23 protein-coding genes are annotated in these 26563 nt (G+C 36.7%); 20 read left to right on the top strand and 3 right to left on the bottom strand.

Features of this window, described 5'->3' with window-relative positions; all coding sequences use genetic code 11:
• Positions 1 to 215: 215 nt before the first annotated feature.
• The 4 genes from asnB to OU989_RS16715 all read left to right on the top strand — a co-directional run bounded on the left by asnB (position 216) and on the right by OU989_RS16715 (position 6340).
• On the top strand, positions 216 to 2066 hold the full coding sequence (asnB, locus tag OU989_RS16730; protein ID WP_274794135.1) for an asparagine synthase (glutamine-hydrolyzing): 1851 nt from the start codon (positions 216 to 218) through the stop codon (positions 2064 to 2066).
• A 264-nt stretch (positions 2067 to 2330) separates the two neighbouring features.
• Entirely contained in the window at positions 2331 to 3944 is a 1614-nt protein-coding gene (locus OU989_RS16725) for a putative polysaccharide biosynthesis protein (RefSeq protein ID WP_274794134.1), read from the top strand.
• 10 nt (positions 3945 to 3954) lie between these two features.
• Positions 3955 to 4668 (top strand): pseudouridine synthase, encoded by a 714-nt coding sequence (locus OU989_RS16720; RefSeq protein WP_274794133.1) that lies wholly within the window; start codon positions 3955 to 3957, stop codon positions 4666 to 4668.
• A 160-nt stretch (positions 4669 to 4828) separates the two neighbouring features.
• Positions 4829 to 6340: a diguanylate cyclase domain-containing protein gene (locus tag OU989_RS16715; protein WP_274794132.1), complete on the top strand. Its 1512-nt coding sequence runs from the start codon at positions 4829 to 4831 to the stop codon at positions 6338 to 6340.
• A 92-nt stretch (positions 6341 to 6432) separates the two neighbouring features.
• Here OU989_RS16715 and OU989_RS16710 read toward each other — a convergent pair whose 3' ends face one another.
• Positions 6433 to 7602: an MDR family MFS transporter gene (locus OU989_RS16710; protein ID WP_274794131.1), complete on the bottom strand. Its 1170-nt coding sequence runs from the start codon at positions 7600 to 7602 to the stop codon at positions 6433 to 6435.
• Positions 7603 to 7894: 292 nt separating this feature from the next.
• Positions 7895 to 8116, bottom strand: coding sequence for a DeoR family transcriptional regulator (locus tag OU989_RS16705; protein WP_049667439.1), 222 nt, complete (start codon positions 8114 to 8116; stop codon positions 7895 to 7897).
• Between the two features lie 357 nt (positions 8117 to 8473).
• On the opposite strand from OU989_RS16705, the gene pepV reads away from it, so the two are divergent.
• The 7 genes from pepV (at position 8474) to OU989_RS16670 (ending at position 16010) form a co-directional block, all read left to right on the top strand.
• Positions 8474 to 9880, top strand: a complete 1407-nt coding sequence (gene pepV, locus OU989_RS16700; protein WP_274794130.1) for a dipeptidase PepV — start codon at positions 8474 to 8476, stop codon at positions 9878 to 9880.
• Between the two features lie 27 nt (positions 9881 to 9907).
• A complete protein-coding gene (gene dat / locus OU989_RS16695) occupies positions 9908 to 10759 on the top strand; it encodes a D-amino-acid transaminase (protein ID WP_274794129.1) in 852 nt (283 codons plus the stop codon).
• A gap of 335 nt (positions 10760 to 11094) precedes the next feature.
• Positions 11095 to 12099: a nuclease-related domain-containing protein gene (locus OU989_RS16690; RefSeq protein WP_274794128.1), complete on the top strand. Its 1005-nt coding sequence runs from the start codon at positions 11095 to 11097 to the stop codon at positions 12097 to 12099.
• A 3-nt stretch (positions 12100 to 12102) separates the two neighbouring features.
• Positions 12103 to 13035, top strand: coding sequence for a diacylglycerol/lipid kinase family protein (locus OU989_RS16685; RefSeq protein WP_274794127.1), 933 nt, complete (start codon positions 12103 to 12105; stop codon positions 13033 to 13035).
• A 95-nt stretch (positions 13036 to 13130) separates the two neighbouring features.
• Positions 13131 to 13781: a tRNA (guanosine(46)-N7)-methyltransferase TrmB gene (gene trmB, locus OU989_RS16680; RefSeq protein ID WP_274794126.1), complete on the top strand. Its 651-nt coding sequence runs from the start codon at positions 13131 to 13133 to the stop codon at positions 13779 to 13781.
• An 11-nt stretch (positions 13782 to 13792) separates the two neighbouring features.
• Positions 13793 to 14656: a YtnP family quorum-quenching lactonase gene (locus OU989_RS16675; protein ID WP_274794125.1), complete on the top strand. Its 864-nt coding sequence runs from the start codon at positions 13793 to 13795 to the stop codon at positions 14654 to 14656.
• 127 nt (positions 14657 to 14783) lie between these two features.
• A complete protein-coding gene (locus OU989_RS16670; RefSeq protein ID WP_274794124.1) occupies positions 14784 to 16010 on the top strand; it encodes a carboxylate--amine ligase in 1227 nt (408 codons plus the stop codon).
• 59 nt (positions 16011 to 16069) lie between these two features.
• Here the strand turns inward: OU989_RS16670 and OU989_RS16665 are convergent, their stop codons facing one another.
• Positions 16070 to 16384 carry a hypothetical protein gene (locus OU989_RS16665; RefSeq protein WP_274794123.1) on the bottom strand — a complete coding sequence of 105 codons (315 nt, stop codon included), beginning with the start codon at positions 16382 to 16384 and terminating at the stop codon, positions 16070 to 16072.
• A gap of 167 nt (positions 16385 to 16551) precedes the next feature.
• On the opposite strand from OU989_RS16665, the gene OU989_RS16660 reads away from it, so the two are divergent.
• The 9 genes from OU989_RS16660 to OU989_RS16620 all read left to right on the top strand — a co-directional run bounded on the left by OU989_RS16660 (position 16552) and on the right by OU989_RS16620 (position 26563).
• Entirely contained in the window at positions 16552 to 17628 is a 1077-nt protein-coding gene (locus tag OU989_RS16660) for a M42 family metallopeptidase (RefSeq protein ID WP_274794122.1), read from the top strand.
• A gap of 58 nt (positions 17629 to 17686) precedes the next feature.
• A complete protein-coding gene (locus OU989_RS16655) occupies positions 17687 to 18208 on the top strand; it encodes a DUF84 family protein (RefSeq protein WP_274794121.1) in 522 nt (173 codons plus the stop codon).
• A gap of 94 nt (positions 18209 to 18302) precedes the next feature.
• Positions 18303 to 18821: a hypothetical protein gene (locus OU989_RS16650; RefSeq protein ID WP_274794120.1), complete on the top strand. Its 519-nt coding sequence runs from the start codon at positions 18303 to 18305 to the stop codon at positions 18819 to 18821.
• A gap of 70 nt (positions 18822 to 18891) precedes the next feature.
• Positions 18892 to 19710, top strand: coding sequence for a DUF1444 domain-containing protein (locus tag OU989_RS16645; protein ID WP_274794119.1), 819 nt, complete (start codon positions 18892 to 18894; stop codon positions 19708 to 19710).
• A gap of 2 nt (positions 19711 to 19712) precedes the next feature.
• The gene (gene ytpR, locus OU989_RS16640; RefSeq protein WP_274794118.1) at positions 19713 to 20327 is read left to right on the top strand and encodes a YtpR family tRNA-binding protein; all 615 of its coding nucleotides are present in this window, start codon (positions 19713 to 19715) and stop codon (positions 20325 to 20327) included.
• 261 nt (positions 20328 to 20588) lie between these two features.
• On the top strand, positions 20589 to 23783 hold the full coding sequence (locus OU989_RS16635) for a DNA translocase FtsK (protein WP_274794117.1): 3195 nt from the start codon (positions 20589 to 20591) through the stop codon (positions 23781 to 23783).
• Positions 23784 to 24012: 229 nt separating this feature from the next.
• A complete protein-coding gene (gene murC, locus OU989_RS16630) occupies positions 24013 to 25326 on the top strand; it encodes a UDP-N-acetylmuramate--L-alanine ligase (RefSeq protein WP_274794116.1) in 1314 nt (437 codons plus the stop codon).
• 109 nt (positions 25327 to 25435) lie between these two features.
• Entirely contained in the window at positions 25436 to 25939 is a 504-nt protein-coding gene (locus OU989_RS16625; RefSeq protein ID WP_274794115.1) for a DUF948 domain-containing protein, read from the top strand.
• A 132-nt stretch (positions 25940 to 26071) separates the two neighbouring features.
• A complete protein-coding gene (locus OU989_RS16620) occupies positions 26072 to 26563 on the top strand; it encodes a YtxH domain-containing protein (RefSeq protein ID WP_274794114.1) in 492 nt (163 codons plus the stop codon).

Genomic DNA, 26563 nt, shown 5'->3' with positions numbered 1-26563 from the left:
TTGTTTGACATTGAAAATAATAGAAAAGTGTTTTATAATTCTTTATCTCATCTTTCATGATGAACACTATTTATAGTAGAATGAAACACAATAATCTTTGTTATTCAATTATAACGATGAAAGTTTTCCTTTATTAGCATTGTCAGCATGAAATGAATGTCTTTTCGTGCTATTATGGTAAAGGTTATGCACTAAATTATGAGGTGAAAAATAGAATGTGCGGATTTATAGGGTATATTAATGGAACAAATGTGATTGATCATCATCAAACAATAGAAAATATGATGAATACAATTATTCACCGCGGACCGGATAGCGGCGGTATTCATAGTGACGATAAAGTAACGTTAGGTTTCCGTCGATTAAGTATTATTGACTTATCAGACGTAGCGAATCAACCATTATATAGTGAAGACGGCAATATCGTGCTTGTATTTAATGGAGAGATTTTTAACTTCCAAGAGCTGCGTGCAGATTTAATTGAAAAAGGTCATACTTTTAAAACACAATCAGATAGTGAAGTTATTATTTATGGTTATGTAGAATATGGCGTAGATTTTGTGAAAAAATTACGTGGGATGTTTGCCTTCTGTATTTGGGATAAAAAGAATGATTTACAATTTATCGCTCGTGATGGCTTTGGTATTAAACCATTGTACTACTCTGAGCATACAACAGATGGTACATTTATTTTCGGTTCTGAAATTAAATCGTTTTTACCACATCCTTCTTTTATAAAAGAATTAAATAAACAGGCATTACGCCCGTATTTAACATTCCAGTATTCATCTATGGATGAAACATTCTTTAAAGGTGTCTTTAAATTACCACCAGCACACTATATGCTGATTCAAAATGGTCAAAAGCAAATCGTTCAATATTGGGATAAAAAATTCCATGCAAAAGAAGCACCGATAGAAAAATATATTGAAGATATTCGTTCCACTGTGAAAGAGTCTGTAGAGGCTCATAAAATTAGTGATGTAAAGGTTGGTTCATTCCTGTCAGGTGGTATTGACTCTAGTTATATAACGTCTTTATTACGCCCAGATAAATCCTTCTCAGTTGGATTTGCTGACTATGAAGATATGTTCAATGAAACAAACCTTGCAAAAGATTTATCAGATACGTTAAATATTCAAAATGAACGTAGATACATTACGGCAGATGAGTGCTTTGAAGCACTTCCTAAAATTCAATGGCATATGGACGAGCCACAATCTAATCCATCTTCAGTACCACTTTACTTCCTTTCGGAGCTTGCTTCAAAAGATGTAACAGTTGTCCTATCAGGTGAAGGCGCTGATGAAATTTTTGGTGGCTATGCTTGGTATCAAAATTCAGGAAGAATGCAAAAATACGAAAAACTACCATTAGGTCTTCGTAAAACATTACGCGGAATGGCAGAAGCTTTACCGAAAAATCAATATACGAACTTCCTTATTAAAGGTGCCCAAACAGTAGAAGAACGTTTTATTGGGGAAGCAGTAGTTTGGGATGAAGTAGATGCCATCAATGTTCTAAAGCCTGCTTATAAAAATGCCCCATCTGTCAAATCGATTACAAAACGTATTTATGATGAAGTCCCTGGTGATGACGATGTGACAAAAATGCAGTACCTAGATCTAAACCTTTGGATGCCAGGTGACATATTATTAAAGGCAGATAAAATGAGTATGGCACATTCGATCGAATTACGTGTACCATTTTTAGATAAGGAAGTTATGGAATTAGCGAAAGATATTCCATCTAGATACCGTGTCAATGATATTGATACAAAGTATGTGTTACGTCAAGCTGCACATCAAGAGTTACCAGAAGAATGGGCAAAACGTCCAAAACTTGGATTCCCAGTGCCAATTCGTCACTGGTTACGTGAAGAAAAGTATTACAACATGGTAAAAGAAATGTTTACAACTGACTTTGCGAATGAATTCTTTGATACAAAACAATTAGTAGGCTATTTAGATGAGCACTATGAAGGAAAAGCAAATCGTGGTCGCTATATTTGGACAGCTTATGTATTCCTAGTATGGTACAAAAAGTTCTTCGTGGACATGGTATAAAGAAATATTCAAATCGGTGGGGATTTTCTACATCCTCACCGATTATTTTAAGGCCTTTTTTCATCAAGTTTCTTTATGAATGAACTTTTTGGTGTTTTTATGCGTCTCATTTCCTATAAATGTGGTAAGATTACAATTGGTTTACTTAAATCATTTACAAGGTGACAGCGTTTGCATGTCGTGTTTGAGTATGGAAAATGTTTTATAAGAGCCTTTAAAGTGTTACGATATTAATATTGATTTTACAATGAATGGATGGGTATGATGTCCAATTTAATGAAAGGTACTGCGATATTAACAATGGGGATGTTTTTATCGAAGGTCCTCGGATTAATTTATATTTTTCCGTTTTATGCAATTGTGGGTGAGAAGAACATCGCACTTTATCAATATGCATATATCCCTTATTCTATCATGTTGGCAATAGCCATTTCAGGTGCGCCAATCGCGGTTTCTAAGTTCGTTTCCAAGTATAATGCAATGGGAGATTATCAATCAGGTCGCAAGCTAATGAAATCGGGCATCCTCATTATGATGGTGACAGGCTTCGCGGCATTTATTGCACTCTTTCTTCTTGCAACGCCAATAGCAGGGCTGGTCATTAAGAGTGAGGAACAGGTCTTTACAGTCGAACAAATTGCTTCAGTCATACGTTGGGTCAGCTTTGCTTTAATTGTAGTCCCATTTATGAGTCTATGGCGTGGCTTTTTCCAAGGCTATGACAAAATGGAGCCTACTGCAGTTTCACAATTAGTAGAACAAATTGTGCGAATTGTTGTGTTACTGGGTGGTTCCTTCCTAGTAGTCATTGTGTTCAAAGGTAAACCAGAGACAGCGATTTCCTTTGCTGTATTTGCTGCCTTTATTGGAGCAATTGGTGGATTAGGTGTTTTGTATTATTACTGGAAAAAGTATCAGCCAGAATTCAATCTACTACGTAGTCAAAGTGTAACGTCCACACAGCTGCCTATGTCTAATATTTACAAAGAGGTCATTACCTACTCCATACCAATGGTGTTTGTTGGGGTAGCCAATCCTTTATTCCAATTAGTCGACATGCTCACGTTTAATGGAGCGATGACATCGATTGGTTTAGCTGAGGTGACTGATACGTATTTATCAATGATCAACTTTATGACACATAAGGTTGTAATCATTCCCGTTATGCTAGCAACAGGGTTTTCCATGGCGCTTGTCCCGACCATTACTAAGTATTACACTCAGGGCGAGTATTTATCACTACGTCATGCAATGGATAAAACCTATCAAATTTTAATTTTTATTACATTGCCAGCAGTGGTAGGGATTTCTCTATTAGCAAATGAAATTTACTTTATGCTTTATTCGGAAAGTGAAATGGGTGCAACCATTTTAGCTCATTATGCACCGGTTGCCATTTTATTTGCTTTATTCCAAGTAACTGCTGCCTTGTTACAAGGGATCGATTTTCAAAAGTGGATTGTTTTCAGCTTATTATCAGGGATTTTCGTCAAGCTTGCATTAAATATCCCATTAATCCGCTGGCTGGAGGCAGATGGTGCTATTGTAGCAACGGCTATTGGTTATAGCGTATCAATTATTATCAATATCCTTGTGTTACGAAAAACATTAAATTATCGATCAGAAATGGTTGTTCGTCGTGTTATGTTAATTGCTTTATTAACAATGGCAATGGCCATTAGCGTATTGATTGTGCATAAATTATTGGAATTATTAATGGGGCCAGTTGATAGTAAATTCTCAGCATTACTATTTTCTATTGTTTGTGCCGGAGTCGGTGCAGCTGTCTATGGCTTTTTATCACTCCGTTTAGGTTTAGCACAAAAGCTATTGGGTGAACGATTGACTCGTATTACGAGTAAACTGGGTATAAAATAGGAGTGGTACAATGCGTTTAGATAAATTACTAGCAAATATGGGGTACGGTTCACGTAAGGAAGTGAAGCAGCTATTAAAGCAAAAAGCTGTCACAGTGGATGGTGCTTATGTGAAAGATGCAGCATTACACGTAGACCCTGAACAGCAGAATGTGTCGGTGTTTGGAGAACGCGTCGTGTACACAGAGTTTGTCTATTTTATGATGAATAAACCACCTGGTGTTATTTCTGCCACAGAAGATTTAAGAGATGAAACAGTTATTGATTTATTAGAACCATTACACCAGCATTTTCAGCCATTCCCAGTAGGCCGTTTAGATAAAGATACGGAGGGTTTGCTGTTATTAACAAATGATGGTATCTTAGCTCATAACTTATTGTCTCCGAAAAAACACGTACCAAAAGTTTATTACGCACAGATTGATGGCGTAGTGACGGAAGAGGATGCAGAGAAGTTTGCTCATGGAGTGGAATTAGATGATGGCTATATAACAAAGCCAGGAAAGCTTGTAATCTTAAAATCTGCGCAGCAATCAGAAATTGAGCTAACGATACAGGAAGGCAAATTTCATCAAGTAAAGCGAATGTTCGAGACGGTAGGTAAACGAGTAACGTACTTAAAGCGTTTATCCATGGGGAATCTAAAATTAGATGATAACCTAGCGTTAGGTGAATATCGCGAGTTGACATCAGAAGAGCTTGAGAGCTTACAAAACAATCATTAACCAATTCCTCGATGCTAATATAGCATCGGGGATTTTTATATACAGTATAAGAACAGTAACTGTATAATATGAAATGAGTTATGGTGATATAGTCATGGAACTTATCATTTCTCTAAATGTTTCCAAAATATGATAGTGTAAATAAGTAGAGGACAAAAAAATGAAGAACCTGCGTATTAAATTATTACTATCTTTAATAGCTTTTGCAGTTATACTCGTAGCTGTCATTTCATATGTAAACAGACAAATACTAGTGGCGGATATAGAAAAGCAAGTAGCCATGAATAAAGTGTTAATTGAAAATCATATTCTGACAGATATGCAAACAATTGATAATGCTCATTTCTATTTTGATAAAAATATGTCGGAGAAAATGGAGCAGGAACTTAGAAATTTAAAAAATTATTACCGTGAAAACCCTAATATTGCTACTTGGGATTTACAAGAAATGAAAAATAAACATGGGATGGATATTTACATAGTAGATCAATCCAACAAAGTCACTTACTCGACATTTGCAAAAGATATTGGCTTGGATTTTTCGCGTTGCTGTCAACGTTTCTCTGCTTTATTGGATGAGCGACGCGCTAGCGGTGAGTTTTATTCAGATGGAATTGATATTTCAACGACGACAGGGGAATACCGAAAATTTGGCTATTTAGCAAAACATGATAAAAAATATTTGCTGGAGCTAGGTATCGATTTATTGAATGATCCGGTCTTTCAAACCTTTAATTTTGAGAAAACCGCCGATTACTTAATTGCTAAATATAAAGATTTAGTAGAAGTGCAAACTATTAACGCTGGTGGAGTTTTCTTTGATAATTCAAGAACAAAGCGGAACAACGTGCAAGATCATTCCGAACAATTTCAAAAATATTTTGAGCTAGCCAAGAAAAAAATGGAGCCAGTTGAATATCAAACCTTAGATCATAGTTATATAGAAACACATCTTTTTTTGCCTTATGAAGCAGAGACAGTGAGAGGAGAGTCCTCAAAAAGAGTGGTTTATGTAAAATTTGTCAATTTTACTAAAATTGAAGCACTCCAAAAAAATACACAACAATTTTGGATTTTACTAACCATTGCTTTACTAACTTCCTTTATTATGTTATTAGTTATTAATAAAATTTTATCTAAAACAATCCACTTGGCGACCTTTGATCCGTTAACAGGTGTTTATAATCGTGCTACTTATATACGGAAGATTGACAATTTATTAAGAAAAAGAAAAATGAATGTGCCAGGTTTATTGTTAATCGATTTAGATAATTTTAAGCAAGTGAATGATCAATATGGGCATGTAGAAGGGGATCATATCCTGATTGAAACAGCCTTGATTTTAAAGCGTGTAGTGAAAAACAACGGTTTTGTTGTGAGATTCGGTGGAGATGAATTTGCCATTGTCTTGTACGATACAACAGAACAACATATGCAGCAAATTGCAGAGAGTATTTTGACTCAAATAAGAACCGTTCAATATGAGGGACGGACAAGTGAAAAATGGTCTGTCTTATCTGTGAGTATGGGGGGTTCCCTTTATTTTGCTGAAGATACAGAAATGAGCTTATTTGAAAGGGCAGATAAGGCGCTCTATCAATCTAAAAATGCTGGTAAAGATCAATATTCTAGTTATCAAGAAGTCGCTGCGGACAACCATTATAAAATTTAAAAAAACGCTCCATTCTCATTGATAGCCAGATTGGTTATTTTTAAGAAATGGAGCGTTTGTTTTAATTCAGCAAATGTCGCTATACCGAAAGGTTAATGGGTTGTTGTTTTTGATCTGTAAAAGATACAGCTACATAATACAAGAATGGCGATGACAGCAAACATAGCATTCATATAATGAGTTAATAGCCAACCACCTATGATTGGACCAATGAAGCCTCCTAAATTTTTAAATTGTGCTGCGCCAAGATAAGTAGCTTTTTGGGTATCAGGCGCAATTTCATCAATCATGACATTCATCGTTGGGAAGGCAAATATTTCACCAATGGTAAAAATAATCATAGCGATAATATAAAGCGTATAGTTATTGGAGAAACCGAACAAAAAGAGTCCAAGTGCAAAGAACAGGATTCCCACTAACAATGTTGAGGATGATGAAAAACGCTCTGACACAATACTAATCGGTAATTGTAATAATAAGACGACTGCCGCATTGAGTGAGATTAATAGAGAATAAAGCTTCGCACCATCGTCTATTTTTAGTTCAATGATTTGCGGTAATGTAGAATCAAATTGGGAGTATCCAATATTGATTAAGATCGCACCAAAAATAAAGCTAAGTAGGACACGATTTGTTAAAAGGATTGTGAATGTACTTAGAATTTTTGTTTGAGCGACAGCTTTTGGTTGCTGCATTTGATAACGATTTAACACGAAAAATAAAAAAACAGCGTAAATAATATACATAATACCTGTCAGCATAAAAGGGATGCTTGGACTGGACAGCTGTGAAATGTATACACCGATGATTGGTCCAATGACAGCGGCAATATTAATGGCTGTGTAACGTAATGAAAATAATCTTTTTCGTTTATCAGCAGGTGTAAAATCAATCATTAATGCTTGTGTGGATGGTTCAAAAAATGAACGGCAAAGACCATTCAAAGCATTGAATAGTACAAAAAGCCAAACAGCATGAACGGTTGCGAAGCCAAAGAATACAAGACTCCAAACGACGATTGTTAGGAGAATAACACTTTTTCTACCGAAGCGGTCTGTTAAATAACCACCAAAAAAACCACCGACAGTGGAAATAAGCGGGGCAATACCAATCGTTAACCCGATTTGTAAAGGGGAGGCTTCAATTTCATTATGTAGATAAATAGCTAAAAAGGGCATTGCCATAAAGCTTGCAATACGAGTGAAAATTGTTCCACCTAAAATAATCCAAACTAATGGATGAAACAACGTAGAAAATTTCATTTAAAATCCTCCTCTCAACATTTAGAATGTTTCGAGTTTAACGGATTGTTAAGCAACTGTAAATAGTCAAAATACTTTTGATGAAGAACGTGGGTAACATTTTATAAAGATAATAAAGTGAAGTGTCTAATTCAAACAACTAATCGAATGGATTGAAAATAAGATTCTTTAACCAATAATTCCACTCTTCAACAACTCACAAAAATCTATTAACCTTTTAAAGACAAAAAAGAATGACCCCGACGAAAGGCCATTCTTTTCCAAACAAATGCTTTACGTACAAAACGTAAAACTAAGACGTCAATTTTACTTTTTTCTTCGTCGTTGTCCATTTGCCTCGACTTGGACTCATCACCAAATCGTTAAAGGCTAACACGTTCAAATCTCTTTGAACGGTGCGAGGAGTGATACTAAACTCTTCGACTAAATCCTGTGTAGACACGGTTCCTTTGTCTAAAATAAACATGTACACGTCTTTAATACGATTAAGCATTCGATCAGTAGTTGGTTTCATTAAATGAACCACTCCTTCATCTTAATTCTCTTGGCAAAGACTAGCGGACGACAATATGTGCGGAGTGCACTTAGGCTAATAAGTAGCTGCCTTAGACATCCCCTTTTCTAATTTTATATTCAGAACAATAATTCTGATAACTTTATTATATAGAAAAACTACTTAATTTTCTAGTGAATGCAAGAGAAATTTACATTTTAAACATAAAATTTATACTGTATTTTGTGGGAATACGTGAAAAACATGCTATATGTGGTAGTGTAAGTAGAAGTTACTGAAAATAGTTGTCAGAAAGCTGATTGTCATATATGTTGTAAGGTGTAGAATAATGTTAATACGTTGAAGGAGGAACATGGTATGGATTGGTTACAGGCTGCAAAAGAAAGGCAAGATGAATTAATACAAGATTTACAGGAGCTTGTGCGAATTAATAGTATTCTCGACGAGAATACAATAACTACTGAAGTACCTTTTGGAGATGGTCCACTTCAAGCACTTGAATGGTTACTAGCAAAAGGTCAGAATGAAGGTTTGCAAACGAAAAATGTTGATAATTATGCTGGACATATTGAAATGGGTACAGGAGAGGAACTATTAGGTATATTATGTCATGTGGATGTTGTCCCGATCGGAGATGAAGCCGATTGGACATACCCTCCATTCAGTGGCACAGTAGCAGATGGTAAATTATATGCTCGTGGTGCGATTGACGATAAAGGCCCTACTATTGCGGCATGGATGGCCATGAAACTTGTGAAAGATGCAGGTATTCCTTTAGAAAAAAGAGTACGAATGATTATTGGTACGGATGAAGAAACAGGATTCCGCTGTGTCGACCACTATTTCAAAAAGGAGGAAATGCCGACAATTGGTTTTGCACCAGATGCGGATTTCCCGCTCATTAATGCTGAAAAAGGCATTGCTGAGCTTGTGTTCTCTCAAAATAAAATGGGTGATGCAATGAAAGAACAGCTACTACTATTTAATGCTGGAAAGCGCCCAAATATGGTACCTGATTTTGCTAAAGCTACACTTCAGCACGTCTCAGCACGACTCGAACAGAATTTTCAAACATTTTTAAGCAAAAATCAGCTAGAAGGCTCTTTATTAATGGAGGACTCTCGCTATATAATAACTATCAAAGGTAAAGCAGCACATGCAATGGAGCCAGAAAAAGGTGTCAATGCAGCTGTTTATCTTGCAACATTTCTACAGCAAGAATTGACGACAGAAGCAAGTAAACAATTTGTCGACTTTATCGCAGATGTTTTTTATCAGGATCATTATGGGCATCAGCTTGATTTACAATTTGAGGATGCAATGTCGGGTCAGACAACATTAAATCCAGGAATCGTAAGCTATGATGTCAATAAAGGTGGCAGTTTAGTAATCAGTATGCGCTATTCTGTGTCTTATCCATTTGATGAAAAAATAACAACTGCACAACTCTTAACTGTTGAAAAAGGGTTTTCTCTAGATATTCAGGACGACTCAAAGCCACATTATGTTAGCGAAGATGATCCATTTATTCAAACATTGGCTTCTATTTATAGACGTCAAACAGGTGATACAGAAACACCTCTATTATCAACAGGTGGTGGGACATATGCACGTGTGATGAAAAAAGGAGTAGCATTCGGGATGTTATTCCCAGGAGAGCCAGATGTAGCGCATCGTGCGGATGAGTTTGTTGTGGTTGAAAACCTTGTTAAAGCAGCGGCAATATATGCTGAAGCGATTGTTGAACTTGCAGGAAAAAAATAACTCAAAGACGAAAAGGATGAATGAAATATGGCATATTCATTATGGAATGATCAAATTGTTGAAGAAGGATCGATTGCAGTATCGCCAGAAGACAGAGGCTATCAGTTCGGTGATGGAATTTATGAAGTAATTAAAGTTTATAACGGAAACATGTTTACAGCACAAGAACATATTGATCGTTTCTATGCGAGCGCCGAAAAAATTCGTCTTGTTATTCCTTATACAAAAGACGTTTTACACAAATTACTACATGAGCTAATTGAAAAAAATAATCTAGATACAGGACATGTATATTTCCAGATCACTCGTGGTGCAAACTCACGTAATCATGTGTTCCCAGATGCAAGTGTTCCAGCTGTTTTAACTGGAAATGTTAAAGCGGGTGAGCGTGCATATGAAAACTTTGAAAAAGGGGTAAAGGCCACTTTTGTAGAGGATATTCGTTGGTTACGTTGCGATATCAAATCTCTTAACTTACTAGGGGCAGTATTAGCGAAACAAGAGGCTGCTGAAAAGGGCTGCTATGAAGCGATTTTACACCGTGGTGATATTGTCACAGAATGCTCATCAGCCAATGTTTATGGTATTAAAGATGGTAAGCTTTATACACATCCAGCAAATAACTTTATTTTAAATGGAATTACACGCCAAGTGATTTTAAAATGTGCAGAGGAAATTAATTTACCTGTTATTGAAGAACCGATGACAAAGGCAGATTTATTAACTATGGATGAAATCATTGTATCCTCCGTATCTTCTGAAGTTACACCTGTTATTGATGTTGATGGCAACCAGATTGGTGCGGGAGTTCCAGGTGAGTGGACTCGTCAACTACAGCAAGCATTTGAGGCGAAATTACCGATTTCTGTAAATGAATAATAAAATAAAACGTTTAAGAGAACTATCGATAAGGGTAGTTCTTTTTTTATGGATGTAATGTTGGGTATCGTCATGTAAAATAAAAAGGATAGTAAAGAATAATTTTCCGTTTGAATTTCGTAGAACATGTGTCGATGTAATGTATACAATTGCTTCTTTTCAATTAAAAGTAATCGAAAGCTATTATACCTGCATCGTGGGGAATTACCGACAACCTTGATTTAGTGGGCGTTTGAAAAATAGAAAACAAATACCACTTAGAATAATAGAAACAATTCTGAATCAAGGTAGAAAAGAACTAAAGATATGGTGAGTAAGAATGGAGTGACATTTACATGGCACAATTAGTGAAGATACAAGATTATATTTCACGCTATCAAATTGATTTAGCGAGATATCCAACACAATTTGTGCGCTTAAAGAAAAGCCAATGGGAGCGCATTAAGCGTCAGTGGGAATTGGGAGAGGATATTAGCGAGTGGCAACATATTGACAATGAGGCTGAAACGGAGGCTTTTGAGGAAAAGGAAAGATTTTCCCTCTTTAAAAAAATCTTTGCTGGTCGTCCAAAAGATACAACAGAAGATGTTGAACAGATAGAAATATCAGATGAGCTTGTCAGTGATGAAGATGCCATTCCAGAAGAAGAAACGACGCTCATTTTTGAACCTAAAATTGTGTATGCACCACAATCTGTTCATGAACTGAAACGAATGTTTATTGACCAGTTTTTCCATTTTCAAATGAAATGGGCGAGCTCTACATTACGTGAAAAATCATATGTAGATCCTCGTTTCATGCGTGACTCTTTACTACGTACGTTATTGCAAACTTTACCAGATAACTACTTGTTGTTTTATTATCCGATTCTACAAATAAGAAAAGCTCCTATTGAGCTAGATGTAGTACTTATGTCGCCAACAGAATGTATTTGTATTACGGTGTTAGAAGCTGAAAATCAAGCTGTTTATGTTGGTGGCAGTGACCGCTTCTGGATCAAAAAAGTAGGGACGAAAGATTCTAAAGTTCTAAATCCAACCATTAATTTAGGACGAATGGAGTCAGTACTATCTCAGTTATTTAAGCAAGATAATATTGATATGCCTATCCGTAAGGTTGTTTTAACTCGTAATGGTTATTTTGATTATCCTGGTTCACCATTTGGCGTTCGCTTTGTAGATCGTCGAAATTACGGGGAATGGATTGAACAATTAAGAAAAGTTTCATCACCTATGAAACATATGCAAATAAGAGCTGCACAAACGATTCTAAATACTGTCCAAACGACCTCCTTTAATCGAGATATTTGGCAGCAAGCACCTCAAGCATCAGAGGATTGATGTATGCAGATTTTAATTATTGTCAACGAGTCCGCGGGAAATGGCAAAGGGAGAAAGGTATGGCTACGGCTTCAACAGCAACTAACCATCACCTACCAAGTGGCTTTTACAGAGTACGAAGGACATGGACAAGAAATAGCCAAAAAATGGGCACAGCAACAGCGAGATCCTATGCTACTTGTCATAGTAGGTGGTGATGGCACAATCCATGAAGTGGTAAGTGGTGTTGTACATAATAAAAACATAGTAATAGGTGTTGTTCGTGCTGGTTCTGGCAATGATTTTGCACGTTTTTTCCCTGTCTTTCATAATTCTAGCCAAATTGAGCATTATGTTAAGTCTGCAAAGGCAAGTACGATAAAGGATGTAGGGATAATTCACCTAGGAAATAAGCAAAAAGAAATCTTCGTTAATAATGCAGGCATAGGCTTTGATGCTCATGTTACAAAATTAATCAATACATCTCGACTTAAGCTATTCCTCAATAAAATAGGACTTGGTAAACTTTCTTATGCTGTTGCTGTTATAAGAGGATTATTCCGCTTTCATCGTTTTGATGTAATAGTACGTGCAGATGAGCAGGAATGGCAATTCCAGCAGGCATGGTTTGTGGCAATGAGTAATCAGCCTTACTTTGGCGGAGGTATGAAAATAACCCCTGCTGCGAGAGCAGATGATGGCCTAGTAGATATTACAATTGTCCATGGGATTTCACGTATTAAATTATTACTTGTTTTTGTCACTGTGTTTTTCGAAAAGCATACAAAATTTAAGGAAATTACTTTTTTACAAGGTCAACACTTTGATATTATCGTTGGAGATGATCAGGTTGATTGTCACACGGACGGCAATTATATCGGAGTTGTTAACGAGGAAACTACTATTCGCTGTACTGTGCAACAAAACGCATGGCAGGTGATTGACAAATATTGCTAAAATATCATCGTACAATAATTTCATGCGAATTATAGGGGAATACGTTATACTATAAAAAAATCAATAATTTCATAAGAAAGAAATGAGGAACAACATTGAGATTAAGAAATAAGCCTTGGGCGGAGGAAATGATAACAAATCATCCAGAGGTGATTATTCCAAATCCTGAAGACTTTAAAGGAAACTGGCAAGCTGTTTTCGGAAACGACAATCCAATCCATATCGAGGTGGGTTCTGGAAAAGGTCAATTTGTAACAGGAATGGCTTTGCAAAATCCAAATATCAACTATATTGGCATCGAGCTTTATGATAGTGTGATTGTTTGTGCATTAGAGAAAGTGCTAGAGGCAAAATCTCCAGCGAATTTACGCTTACTAAAAGTAAATGGCGCAGATTTAAATAAATTTTTTGATAAAAACGATGTATCACGCGTATACCTGAATTTCTCAGATCCTTGGCCAAAAACACGTCATGCTAAAAGACGTTTAACGCATGGGGATTTTTTGAAATTATATGAGTCGATTTTGGTGGATAATGGGGAAATCCATTTTAAAACGGATAACCGTGGTCTGTTCGAGTATTCATTAATCAGTATGTCCGAATATGGTATGTTATTAAAGTATGTATCTCTCGACTTACATGCTAATATGCCAGAGGATAACGTGATGACTGAATATGAAGAGAAGTTTTCTGCGAAAGGGCAGCCGATTTATCGATTAGAATCGCAATTTATTACTAAATTGTAGGGGGAGTATGGATGGATCAGTTACAGTTTCACAATATGTCATTATCATGGCTTAACGGGGGTGTTACGTGCCTTGATGGTGGTGCGATGTTTGGTGTTGTACCAAAGCCACTTTGGTCTCGCAAATATCCAGTCAATGAAAAAAACCAAATTGAATTACCAACAGAGCCTATCCTCATCCAGTATGAAGGTAAAAACTACCTGATTGATACAGGAGTTGGCTTTAAAAAATTAAATGAAAAACAGTTGCGAAATTTCGGGGTGACAGAAGAATCCTCGTTAGCGGATAGCTTGCAGGAGCTAGGGTTAACGACCGCTGATATTGATGTAGTGTTAATGACCCATTTACATTTTGATCATGCGGGTGGTTTAACGCAGTGGGAAGGAGATGTCCTTGTCCCAACTTTTCCGAATGCCAAAATTTTTGTGACGAAAATTGAGTGGGATGAAATGCGAAACCCGAATATTCGCTCTAAAAATACGTATTGGAAAGAAAATTGGGAGCCAGTACAGCACTTGGTTGAAACCTATGAAGGTTCATTAGAAGTAACACCTGGGATTGAAATGATTCATACAGGTGGTCATAGTGAGGGACATGCCGTTATTAAGCTAACACAAAACGGCGAGGTATTATTGCATATGGCTGATATTATGCCAACACATGCTCACCAAAATCCTCTATGGGTTTTAGCCTATGACGATTATCCAATGACAAGTGTATTTGCAAAAGAGCGACTTATGAAAGAAGCGCTTGCAAATAATTATGGCTTTATTTTCTATCATGATGCTTACTACCGTATGATTAAATGGGATGAAACAGGCAAAGAAATAGTGGATAAGTTAGAGCGTAGTAGACAAGCTGTTATTACATTTTAATAGAGTAAGGAAAGTAGAGGTATTTGACATATAAAATGTCAATGCCTCGCTTTTTTGTTCGTGACCACGATAGAAAATATGATACACTTAACACGATACAAAAATACAAAAGAGAGTTGAAATAAACATGGCAACTGAACAACCATTTTTACCAGTTTTACTAGGATCAGATATGAATGCATATGGTATGGCACGTTCGTTTTATGAAGCATATGGTATTAAACCACTTGTTTTAGGACGTTCTCATTTAACTGCCACACAAGATAGTCATATTCTACAATTTCAAGAAATAGACCGTTTAAATGAACAGGAAGTTTTTGCTCCTGCACTTGCAGAAGTCGCAAAAAAATATGCTGATAAAAAACTATTACTTTTAGCGTGTGGAGACGATTATGCCAAGCTTATTATTAAAAATAAGCCAGTATTGCAAGAACATTTTACAGTTCCTTACATCGATGAATCATTGATGGATGAAATTTTGTTAAAAGAAAATTTCTATAAGATGTGTGATCGATATGATTTTAAGTATCCGGGGACTACGACAGTAACAGCTGACAATTATGAAAACTTTACACCACCATTTTCTTATCCCATTATTTTAAAGGCATCAAACTCTGTGGAATATTGGGCTTGTAAATTCCCGGGTAAGAAAAAAGTATTTGTCGCGTATGATGAAGCGGAAAAAACGGCTATATTAAAAGCTATTTATAGCTCAACTTACCAGGATACAATGATTATTCAAGAATTTATACCTGGTGATGACTCTTATATGCGTGTGTTAAATGCCTATGTAGGGAAAGACGGGAAAGTCAAGCTAATGTGTTTAGGAAATCCTATTCTAGAAGAACATTCTCCTGAAGGTATCGGAAGCTATGCTGCCATTGTAACTACCTACGATAAAGAATTAATGGATCAAGTACGTTTCTTCTTAGAAGATATAGGCTATACGGGCTTTGCGAATTTCGATATGAAATATGATATCCGAGACAAGCAATATAAACTATTTGAAATTAATTTACGAAATGGTCGCTCTAGCTACTATGTAACAGCAAGTGGTCATAATTTAATGAAGTATGTTGCCGATGATCATATGTTAAATATCGAGCAAGATGTCACATATGTGCAGGACAAACATTTGTGGATGATTATTCCTAAGGGTGTGCTGTTTAAATATGCTTCAAACGAAAAGCTTAAACTTGAAGCGAAGAAGCTAATTAGTGAAGGCAAGTATACAAATTCCCTTTACTTTAATAAGGACATGAATACTAAGCGTTGGGTGAAATTAACGCTTAATAACTTAAATTATTATCGTAAGTATAAAAAATACTTTAATAATAAAGGTTTATCCGAGTAAAATAAGGAAGCCATCTCAATTCAATGAGATGGCTTCTTATATTGTGCAAAGGATTAAGTTTAAACTTCAGTTAATTCCACTACAACACCTGAGCGTGCATCAGCAGCAAATTCGAAAGTTTGCATTTCGCCTTCATGCATACGAGAGATTCCTCCGCGGTATACTGGGATTGTCATAATACCGTTTGTGAAATCTTCTGTTTTCATAAAAATCCAAGAACCGTCAATCGGCGCATCCTTTTTAAATTCTCTTTTTATGTTTTCAAGTACTTGTCCTGCAGGTACGAACGGAGAAACTTTTTCACTAGCTTCTTTAATAATGACTGCGGCAGCTAAGCCAGTTGCAACACCAATTAAAAAATCACGTAATTTCATACATCTTTCCTCCTTTTTCTATAAGCTTATTTTAGCATAGCCTATAGAGTGAATGCACGTTCACACATTAGCTGTTTTAGGAAATGTATCAATATTTCGAATTCGGAAATAAATGTGATACAATAGGCAAGGAAGAATATTCTACTTCGTGGGGAGAGAGAGTCATCATGAATGAGGAAACATTACAATTATTTAAAACTTTAACAGAGTTACCAGGCGCTCCGGGTAATGAACATGCTGTTCGTAAGTTCATGCGCACTGAGTTAGAAAAGTACTCGGATGAAATCGTTCAAGACAATTTAGGGGGCATCTTTGGTGTCAAGCACAGTGATGTTGCAGACGCACCAAAAATATTGGTTGCTGGACATATGGATGAAGTAGCATTTATGGTTACTTCTATTACAGATAATGGCATGATTCGTTTCCAAACACTAGGTGGCTGGTGGAATCAGGTTATGCTTGCACAACGTGTAGAAGTATATACGAAGAATGGTGCAATTCCTGGTGTTGTGTCTTCCATACCACCACATCTTTTAACAGATGCAGAACGTGCTAAGCCAATGGATATAAAAAATATGCTAATCGATGTTGGTGCTGACAACAAGGAAGATGCAATGAATATGGGTGTTCGTCCAGGACAATCCATCATTCCAATTTGTCCATTTACACCAATGGCGAATCCGAAAAAAATTATGGCTAAAGCTTGGGATAATCGCTACGGCTGTGGTCTAGCGATTGAGTTAATGAAAGAAGTACAAAATGAAAAACTAGGATCGCATCTATATTCAGGCGCAAACGTCATGGAGGAAGTTGGATTACGTGGTGCTCAAGTATCAGCAAATATGATTAAACCAGATTTATTCTTCGCTTTAGATGCTTCTCCAGCTAATGATATGTCTGGAGAGAAAAATCAATTTGGACAACTTGGCAAAGGTACATTACTTCGTATTTTAGACCGCACGATGGTCACACATCGTGGTATGCGTGAATTTATTTTAGATACGGCTGAATCTAACCATATTCCTTACCAGTATTTCGTATCACAGGGAGGAACAGACGCAGGTAGAGTGCATACAGCAAATGATGGTATTCCAAGTGCAGTTATAGGAGTTTGTTCACGTTATATTCATACATCAGCGTCTATTATTCATATTGATGACTACGCAGCTGCAAAAGCATTAATTGTTGAATTAGTGAAAAAAGCAGATCGTTCGACATTAGAGACAATTCGCGCTAATGTATAAGAAGTTAGAAAGATGCCTTTTAGGGCATCTTTTTCTATGGAAAGAAAGTGGGGATTACATGAATATAGCCATTGGAACAACTAATAAAGCGAAAACTGAAGCAGTTGAAGTGATTGCTCGAAAATATTTTGAGGATGCCATTTTTACACATGTAAAAGCTGCTTCCGAAGTATCAGAACAACCGATAAGTAATGAAGAAACGAGATTAGGTGCAATGAATCGTGCTAAAAATGCCATGGTAACATCAGGCGCGCAATTAGCATTTGGCTTAGAAGGTGGCGTAACGGAAATCGACGATGATATGTATGTTTGTAACTGGGGAGCATTAGCAGTTGCAGATGGGACAGTTTTCACAGCCGCAGGTGCACAAATTATATTACCAAAAGAAATTGCCCAGGAAATAAAAGCTGGGGGAGAACTAGGACCCATAATGGAGCAATATACAAAACGTCGAGATATTCGACAGGGTGCGGGAGCTGTAGGTATTTTTACGCAAGGTTTAGTGAGTAGACAAATGATGTTTGAGCATATTGTATCACTTTTGGTTGGACAATATTTGTTCACATTTTCACAAAAATAGTTAATTGGGATTAGTGAACAGCGTGTTGTAAGGTTGCATCTTCTAAATAATTTTTTTAAAATAGAAAAAAGTTCGTAGTGAAAGGAAGAGAGACATGTCGGTTAAATGGCTAAGAACTATTGGCCTGATGCTTTTACTTCTGGTGCTTGCTGGTTGCAATCAGTCGATCGATGAGCAAATTGCTAATGGGCTTCAAATAACGGAGACGGTTTTTGCCGAAGAGCCAGAAGAACATACGGAGAAAATTGGAGATATTAAATTATATTTACCCTCAAACTTTAAAGTTGAAGACAGTTCAGATGAGTATAATATTGTGATTTCAAAAGGAAAAGAAAGCTATATTCTTTTTATAAATAATCGTGAAGCACAAGATAGTAAACTTTATTACAATCTTTTAAAAGAAAATGAAACTGACAAAATTATTGAAGAGTCGACTTATGATAAGGCCGGTCGTTTTGGCTTTACAGCAGTCCTAAAAACCGATGATGAAAATGAGATGGAGCTCATCGTTAGTAGTGGTGGCGTGAAGATGACAACGATTTCTCAAGCGAAACATATTGAAAATAATTTGCGTGAGATGACGAAAATTGTTCATTCAGTTAAGATGAAGTAAATAAATTAGATTGAACAGACGGTTCACAAACATGTGAGCCGTTTCATTTTGAATATAGGATGTGAAAAGGATGAAGCAATTGAAGTCAGAACAACTGGTAGAGCTGTTAAAAGAACAATTAAATGAAGAAAAATATGAATTTCATTTTGATAAAAAGTACGATAAATTACGATTGAATCATAAGACGATTGACAAAGGGATGGAGCTTTCTTTACCTGGGATTTTAGCAAAATATAACGATAAACAAGAAGCGGCGATTAAGGAAGTTGTATATACAATTGAGCAAACTTTTAATGCAATGGAGCAAGAAAAAGAACAGGGCTTTCAAACGACTACACATATTTATCCCGTTATTCGTGCCACTTCTTATCCTCAAGCTTCAAAAGAAGGCCATGCATTTATTACAACAGAGCATACAGCTGAAACACGCATTTTTTATGCGCTTGATTTAGGAAAAACCTACCGTTTTATTGATGAATCCATGCTGGAAGCATTACAATTAACTGTGGAGCAAATTCGGGAAATGGCACGTTTCTCAGTGAAGCAATTACCAACTACGTATAAAAAAGATGAGGTAGCAGGTAATATTTTCTACTTTATCAATGTGAATGATGGCTATGATGCAAGCCGCATTTTAAATGAGAGTTTTTTAAAAGAAATGCGTGCACAGGTGGAAGGCGATATGACATTGTCAGTGCCACACCAAGATGTGTTAATTATAGGTGATATTCGCAATGAAACAGGGTATGATGTATTAGCACAGATGACCATGCATTTCTTTGCTGTCGGTACAGTACCGATCACGTCATTATCTTTTATTTATGAAGATGGGGAACTAGAACCAATCTTTATTTTAGCAAAAAACAGAGTGAAAAAGGAGCAAGAATAACAATGAATGTATTTTACAACAAAGAACATGTAGGAGATGTCTTACTAGTTCAACTGGCAACGGAATCTATTGTGAAAACAGTAGTAGAGCGCGCTGGAGATATAGCTATTTTAAAAGAAGCGCAAACAGGTGAAATTAAAGCGTTTAACTTATTTAATGCAAGCCACTACGTCCAAACAGACGCAAAAGGCTTAGTGGAAGTGACACCTGAATTAGTAGAGCAACTAGAAGCAGCAATCGAAAAAAATGGCGCTGATATCAACCTGGATGTTGATTTTTCTCCAAAATTTGTTGTTGGTTATGTGGAAACAAAAGACAAGCATCCTAATGCTGATAAATTAAGTATCTGTACTGTGAATGTAGGAGAAGAGACATTACAAATTGTTTGTGGAGCTCCTAATGTAGAAGCTGGTCAAAAGGTAGTTGTTGCGAAAATTGGCGCAGTAATGCCTTCAGGTATGCTTATTAAAGAAGGTAATTTACGTGGTGTGGAGTCTTTTGGCATGCTATGTTCAGCGCGTGAATTAGCTATTCCTAACGCTCCTTCTGAAAAAGGAATTTTAGTATTACCTGAGGATGCTATTGTTGGTAGTGCTTTTGAAGCACCAACTAAATAAAAATCCCTTGATGTCAAAAAGAATTACCTAAAATTTAAAAGTCTTATCGTGATATTATTCCTTCCATCAAGGTGAAATGCCCTAAATCGTTATGTTACTAATATGCTAGTAGCATAACGATTTTTTTGTTGAGAATGAGCCTCTAAATGCAAGTTTCAAGACCATTTTTATGGTATGCTTTTTGATGTAGACATTGAGCTATTGATTGTAAGAAACTAGACAATGCTATAAATGAAGTGTAAGAGAAATGAGTGAAACGAAGTGAACTGGTTTAAAAAACAAATTAGTAAATTTATAAATAAAGAAGAAGAAGAATACGAATATGAATATTATGAGGATTACGGAGAAGAGCAAGAACAATTACATACCCATCACGAAGAACAGGTGGCGAAGCAAAAGACTTTCCGTTTCCCATTGATTGACGATAATGAGAGAGAAATATCCTACACGACACAAAAAGAAATGTTTGATTACGAGGATGATAGAGAAATTGGAGATTTATCGTTGCCTAAGCATTTAAACAATCATATAGTTGATTCTCGTGTTTACGATGTAGAGGTCTCTGGGATTCGAGATTTATTAGCTAATCGCTCAAAACGTACGGGCAGAAAAACAACGATGAAAAGTCAGCCTGTAGAACAGGAGAAACGATCAAGGGCAGGCTTAGTATTTCGAGATGCTCAGCAAGAGGCAGTGAATGTTAAACCCGCTCCAGTAACACCACTGAAAGAAAACAATCAGTGGAAAGAACAAAAAATAGTAGAGAGTAGTTTGCCTGAGAACCGTAAACGCTTTGTGCCAACAGATGTGCCTTCACCAGTCTATGGATTTGCAAAACCAAGTCCAATTAAAGAATTATTAGATAAAAGAAAAGAAGACTACGAGAAGCAAGAGGCGAAAGCTGTAGACGAAATGCCAGCTGTTACGAAGGCTTTAAAAGAAACGACAACAAATGAGGCTAATGAAAATATACTAGAAGAAAAAGAGCCGGCTAACACAAATCAAACCGTTGTAGCGGAGCAGCGTGAAATGTTTGACCATAAGGAGTTACCTACTGCAATTGAGCCAATAAGTTTTGACGATGAAGTAGTGGATGAGGCCAACACTGAGCAGGAAAGTATATCACCCAATGCAACTGTGCCTCAAACATCATCTTTTGCCATGTCTTTTGAAGATCAAGTGAGAGAGACAGATGTGCAAGATCAAGCCGTTCAACAACTATCGGCAGACCAATCTGAAATTCATGTCAAAGAAATGATTGTTGAACAAGTTCAAATCGAAAATTCTACAATCCATATAGGAGAGGTAACGGTTGTACAGCCTTCGCAGGACGAACAATTGCTTGTTGATAACCAATCTATTGAGACAAAGGAAGAAAAAAGCCGTATTCCTTTTAATGTACTCATGTTAAAAACGGATAAAGAAAAATGGAGAATCCAGCAGCAATTGAAAATGGTAAAACCCATTACTGACGAAAGTATTCAGAAAGTAGTGGAAAATGAGCAAGTGGATGTGGAGCTTGAAGAGAAAGAGGCACCATCCTCAGACAGCGTTGTAGCCATCGAGAAGCATCATACATTTGAAAAGCAATTCGAAGAGGATGTTAATCAGCTCATGACAGAGAATAGGTCAATGCAAGACGATGTGCCATCTCACTCATATGCAAAGAGCGAAACGCAAAGTACTCCTCAATACCGTTCTGAAGACAACGTAGCTGTCATTACAATGGCTCCTGTCACGACAATGGTAAGCGGATTAACGCAAGATAGCACTGCTATTGAAAAAGCCGCTATGGATGAAATTTCTGCAACTTCTGAGCTTGAACCAGAAACAGAGTGTACTACCGATACTGAGGTAATTTCAGAAACTGTAGAGTATCCTCAAGTAGAATCTGTTGATAAGCAGGAAAAAGCTCTAGTATTAGAAGTAGAAGAAGCACCAGAAGCACATGTATTAGAAGTAGAAGCAGTGGAAGAAACACCAGAAGCACAAATGGTTGAAGTGGAAGTAGTACAAGAAACTGAAAAACCTGCAAAGCCTGTTCACGTTTATCAAAAGCCTACGGATGAATATTTAGAGCCGCCAGAGGAAAAAACACAGGATACGGATTGGATGGAGCAGCAGGGGGATACATTGGTTGAGGCACTTTCATATTTCCAAGTTTCAGCGCAAATAGAATCGATTATGCAGGGTCCAGCTGTTACTCAATTTGAAATAACGGTGAGCCATGGTACAAAGGTTAGTAAAATCCGCAACTTAGCAGATGATTTAAAGCTAGCCTTAGCAGCAAAAGATATTCGTATTCAAGCACCAATCCCTGGAAAAAGTTCGATTGGTATTGAGATTCCAAACCGTGTATCTCGAGCCGTTCGATTATCAGAGGTAACCAATAGTCCATCCTTCGTTGAATCCGATTCACCGTTAGAAGCAGCGTTAGGTCTAGATTTAACAGGAAAGCCAGTCACACTAGATTTACGTAAAATGCCTCATGGCTTAATTGCTGGTGCAACGGGTTCTGGTAAATCCGTTTGTATTAATTCCATTTTGGTTAGTTTATTATATAAAGCTGCACCACATGAGTTAAAGCTTATGCTAATTGATCCGAAAATGGTAGAGCTGGCACCATTTAATCATATTCCACATTTAGTTAGCCCTGTCATTACTGATGTGAAGGCAGCGACCGCTGCGCTAAAATGGGCAGTGGAGGAGATGGAGCGTCGTTATCAGCTATTTGCTCATGCAGGTGCACGTGATATTACACGTTACAATGCAATAGCTGATAAAAATAACGAGCATAGCCTAAAGCTTCCATATATTTTAATTGTTATTGATGAGTTAGCTGATTTAATGATGATGTCTCCAGCTGATGTAGAGGAGGCTATTTGTAGAATTGCTCAAAAGGCACGTGCATGTGGTATTCATTTAATTGTTGCAACGCAAAGACCTTCTGTTGATGTTATTACAGGGTTAATTAAATCTAATATTCCAACACGTATTGCCTTTGCCGTTTCCTCACAAATTGATTCTCGTACAATTTTGGATGGGCAGGGAGCAGAAAGATTACTTGGGCGAGGCGATATGCTATATTTAGGTAATGGTATGTCTGCGCCAGTGCGGTTACAGGGCACATTTGTCACAGATGATGAAATTGAAGCGATTATTGAACATGTTCGTGAGCAAGGAGAGCCTGATTACATTTTCGATCAAGAGGAGTTATTAAAGAAAACTGAGGTGTCCGCAGAACAGGATGATCTGTTTGAAGATGTTTGTCGTTTTGTCTACGAGCAAGGTGGCGCATCAACCTCATTGATTCAACGAAAGTATCATATTGGCTATAATCGTGCGGCTCGTTTAATTGATATGTTAGAATCACATGGCTTTGTGTCGGAGGCTAGAGGCAGTAAGCCACGTGAAAGTTACATTACTGAAGAAGATTTAATTACTATGTTTGAATAAGAATTGCATTGTTTTCGTCTAGATTATCTAATTTACGTCGAAATTAGTTTTTTTAGAAAAGTTACACATCTATCCTTATGCATAAAAAGTGCTATAATAGACAAGATGTGTTGAATAGTACGTATTTTTTAACACTTGTGAAGGTATTAATACCTAACCATTCGTAAAATAATACGATACACCTAATAGATGATAGATGGGATATTGAAATTCCCGGGGGGTTTAATTAATGACAGTTTTTCATTTCACAGGCATTAAAGGTTCTGGCATGAGTTCGCTTGCACAAATCTTATTTGATGCTGGTGAACAAGTACAGGGCTCAGATGTCGATAAATATTTCTTCACGGAGCAGCCGTTACGTGAACGTAATATTCCAATTTTTACATTTAATGCTGATAATATTAAAGAAGGCATGACAGTGATTGCAGGTAATGCTTTTCCTGACGATCATCCTGAATTAGTGCGTGCCAGAGAAATCGGTGTAGAAATCATCCGTTACCATAAATTTTTAGGTGAATATATTGGTAACTACATTTCGATTGCTATCACTGGTGCACATGGTAAAACATCTACAACTGGTTTAATGGCACATGTAGTAGGTGGTTATAAGCCAACATCTTATTTAATTGGTGATGGTACTGGTGCAGGTCAAAAAAATGCTGATTTTTTTGTTATGGAAGCATGTGAATACCGTCGTCACTTCTTAGCATATAATCCTGATTATGCTGTGATGACTAATATCGACTTCGATCATCCAGACTACTTCGCTAATATAGAAGATGTTTATTCTGCATTTCAATCATTAGCTTTACAAGTGAAAAAAGCGATCATAGCATGTGGTGACGATGAACAGCTTCAGCGTATTCAAGCAAAAGTGCCAGTCGTTTATTATGGATTCGGTGCAGAAAATGATTTCGAAGCTCGTAATGTTGAAAAAACAACTGAAGGTACAAAATTTGATGTTTTTGTACGTAATGAATTTTATAGCACTTTCTTTATCCCATTATTTGGAGATCATGCTGTTTTAAATACACTAGCGGTGATTACGCTATGTGAATATGAAGGCATCTCACCTGATATAATCCAGGAGCGCTTACACACTTATAAAGGTGTAAAGAGACGTTTTACTGAAACGGATATAGGGGATAATGTTCTAATAGACGATTATGCACACCATCCTACGGAAATTCGTGCTACAATTCAATCAGCACGACAAAAGTTCCCAGATCGTGAGCTAGTTGCAATTTTCCAACCACATACATTTACACGTACACAAGCTTTTTTACAAGATTTTGCGGATAGTTTAAGCCTTGCAGATACAGCCTATTTATGTGATATATTTGGCTCTGCGAGAGAAACGCAAGGTGCTCTCTCTATTCATGATTTAGCGTCACTTATCGAAGGCAGTGCAGTGATTACCACTGAGGGAATTGATATATTAACAAAACATAAAGGCGCAGTATTTTTATTTATGGGCGCTGGTGATGTTCACAAGTTCCAAGATGCTTTTGAAAACGTGCTTAAAAACAATGAAACAGCTTAGTCCGTAGGGGTTAAGCTGTTTTTTCTCAAATTTGAGCAGGAATTCCGTTTTTTTTGTCGAAGATAGGGAAAGTAATAGTAAAGACAATTTACTAGCAGGAGGTTAACTTATGGAAGTGATTTTGTATATTGCAGCTATTATTGCAGCAATCGGATTTTTAATTTTATGTATAAGCGTGGGCATGACATTATTTTCGCTTAAGGCTATTTTAAACAGCTTAGCAGGAACACTATCAGGAATTGAAGGACAAATGGAAGGTATCACACGTGAAACAACGTCCTTATTAACGAAAACAAATAGCTTAGCAGAGGATATTCAACATAAATCGGAACAATTAAATTCTGTTGTACAAGCTGTTAAAGGTATTGGTGATTCCGTTAATGGTTTAAATAATTCTGTACAGCAAATCACTTCTTCTGTTTCTAAAAGTGTAGAACAAAATGAAGAAAAAATTGCACAAGTTGTTCAATGGAGTAATGTTGCGATGGGAATTGCAGATAAATGGAAAAAACGCAAAATCATTGAGCAAGAAACGGTTTCTGAAGATGCCTATGCATTTGAAACGGTTCAAATAGAAGAAAAGCCAAAAAGAAAATGGGGTCGTAAAAAATGATAATTATTCAGTGAGTATTCCATTCTGACTGAATAAAAATAAAGTCTTAGACATAAGTTGTAGATGCATCTGTGAAAGTAGATGGACAACCAGTCTAGACAAATTTGACAATATGATGGGGAGGAATTGTGCATGACAACTCAAAAGCCAAATTTTAACGAAGTAAAGGAACAACAGCTTGAAAGTTCATTGCCACAGCTTTATCATCCACAAGACTCGATTTATGAAGAGGAGCGTGTAAACATGAAAGATTTTGTGATTGGCGCATTAGTTGGAGGTATTGTAGGGGCAGCAGCAGGTCTACTGTTAGCTCCAAAATCAGGAAAAGATTTACGTAGTGATGTTGCTGTACAAGCTGTTCAGTTAAAAGATAAGAGTGCAGACTTCTCGACAACTGCAAAAGATAAAACGGTTCAACTTTCTAAACAACTTCAAGAACAATCTACACAATTAGTGGAGAAAGTAAAAACACTAAAAACGGCAAAAGCACCTACTGTGTTTGATGATGGTACGGTTTCCTTTGAAGGTGAAGAACCATTAGAGGATTTTATTCCTGGTCAGGAAACACAAGCGAAAGAAACAAACGAACAAAATGAAGATAAAAATGAAGAAGTACGTGCATAA

The organism is Lysinibacillus irui (genome assembly GCF_028877475.1).
Lineage (GTDB): Bacteria > Bacillota > Bacilli > Bacillales_A > Planococcaceae > Lysinibacillus > Lysinibacillus irui.
This window is presented reverse-complemented; position numbering and strand designations above follow the sequence as displayed.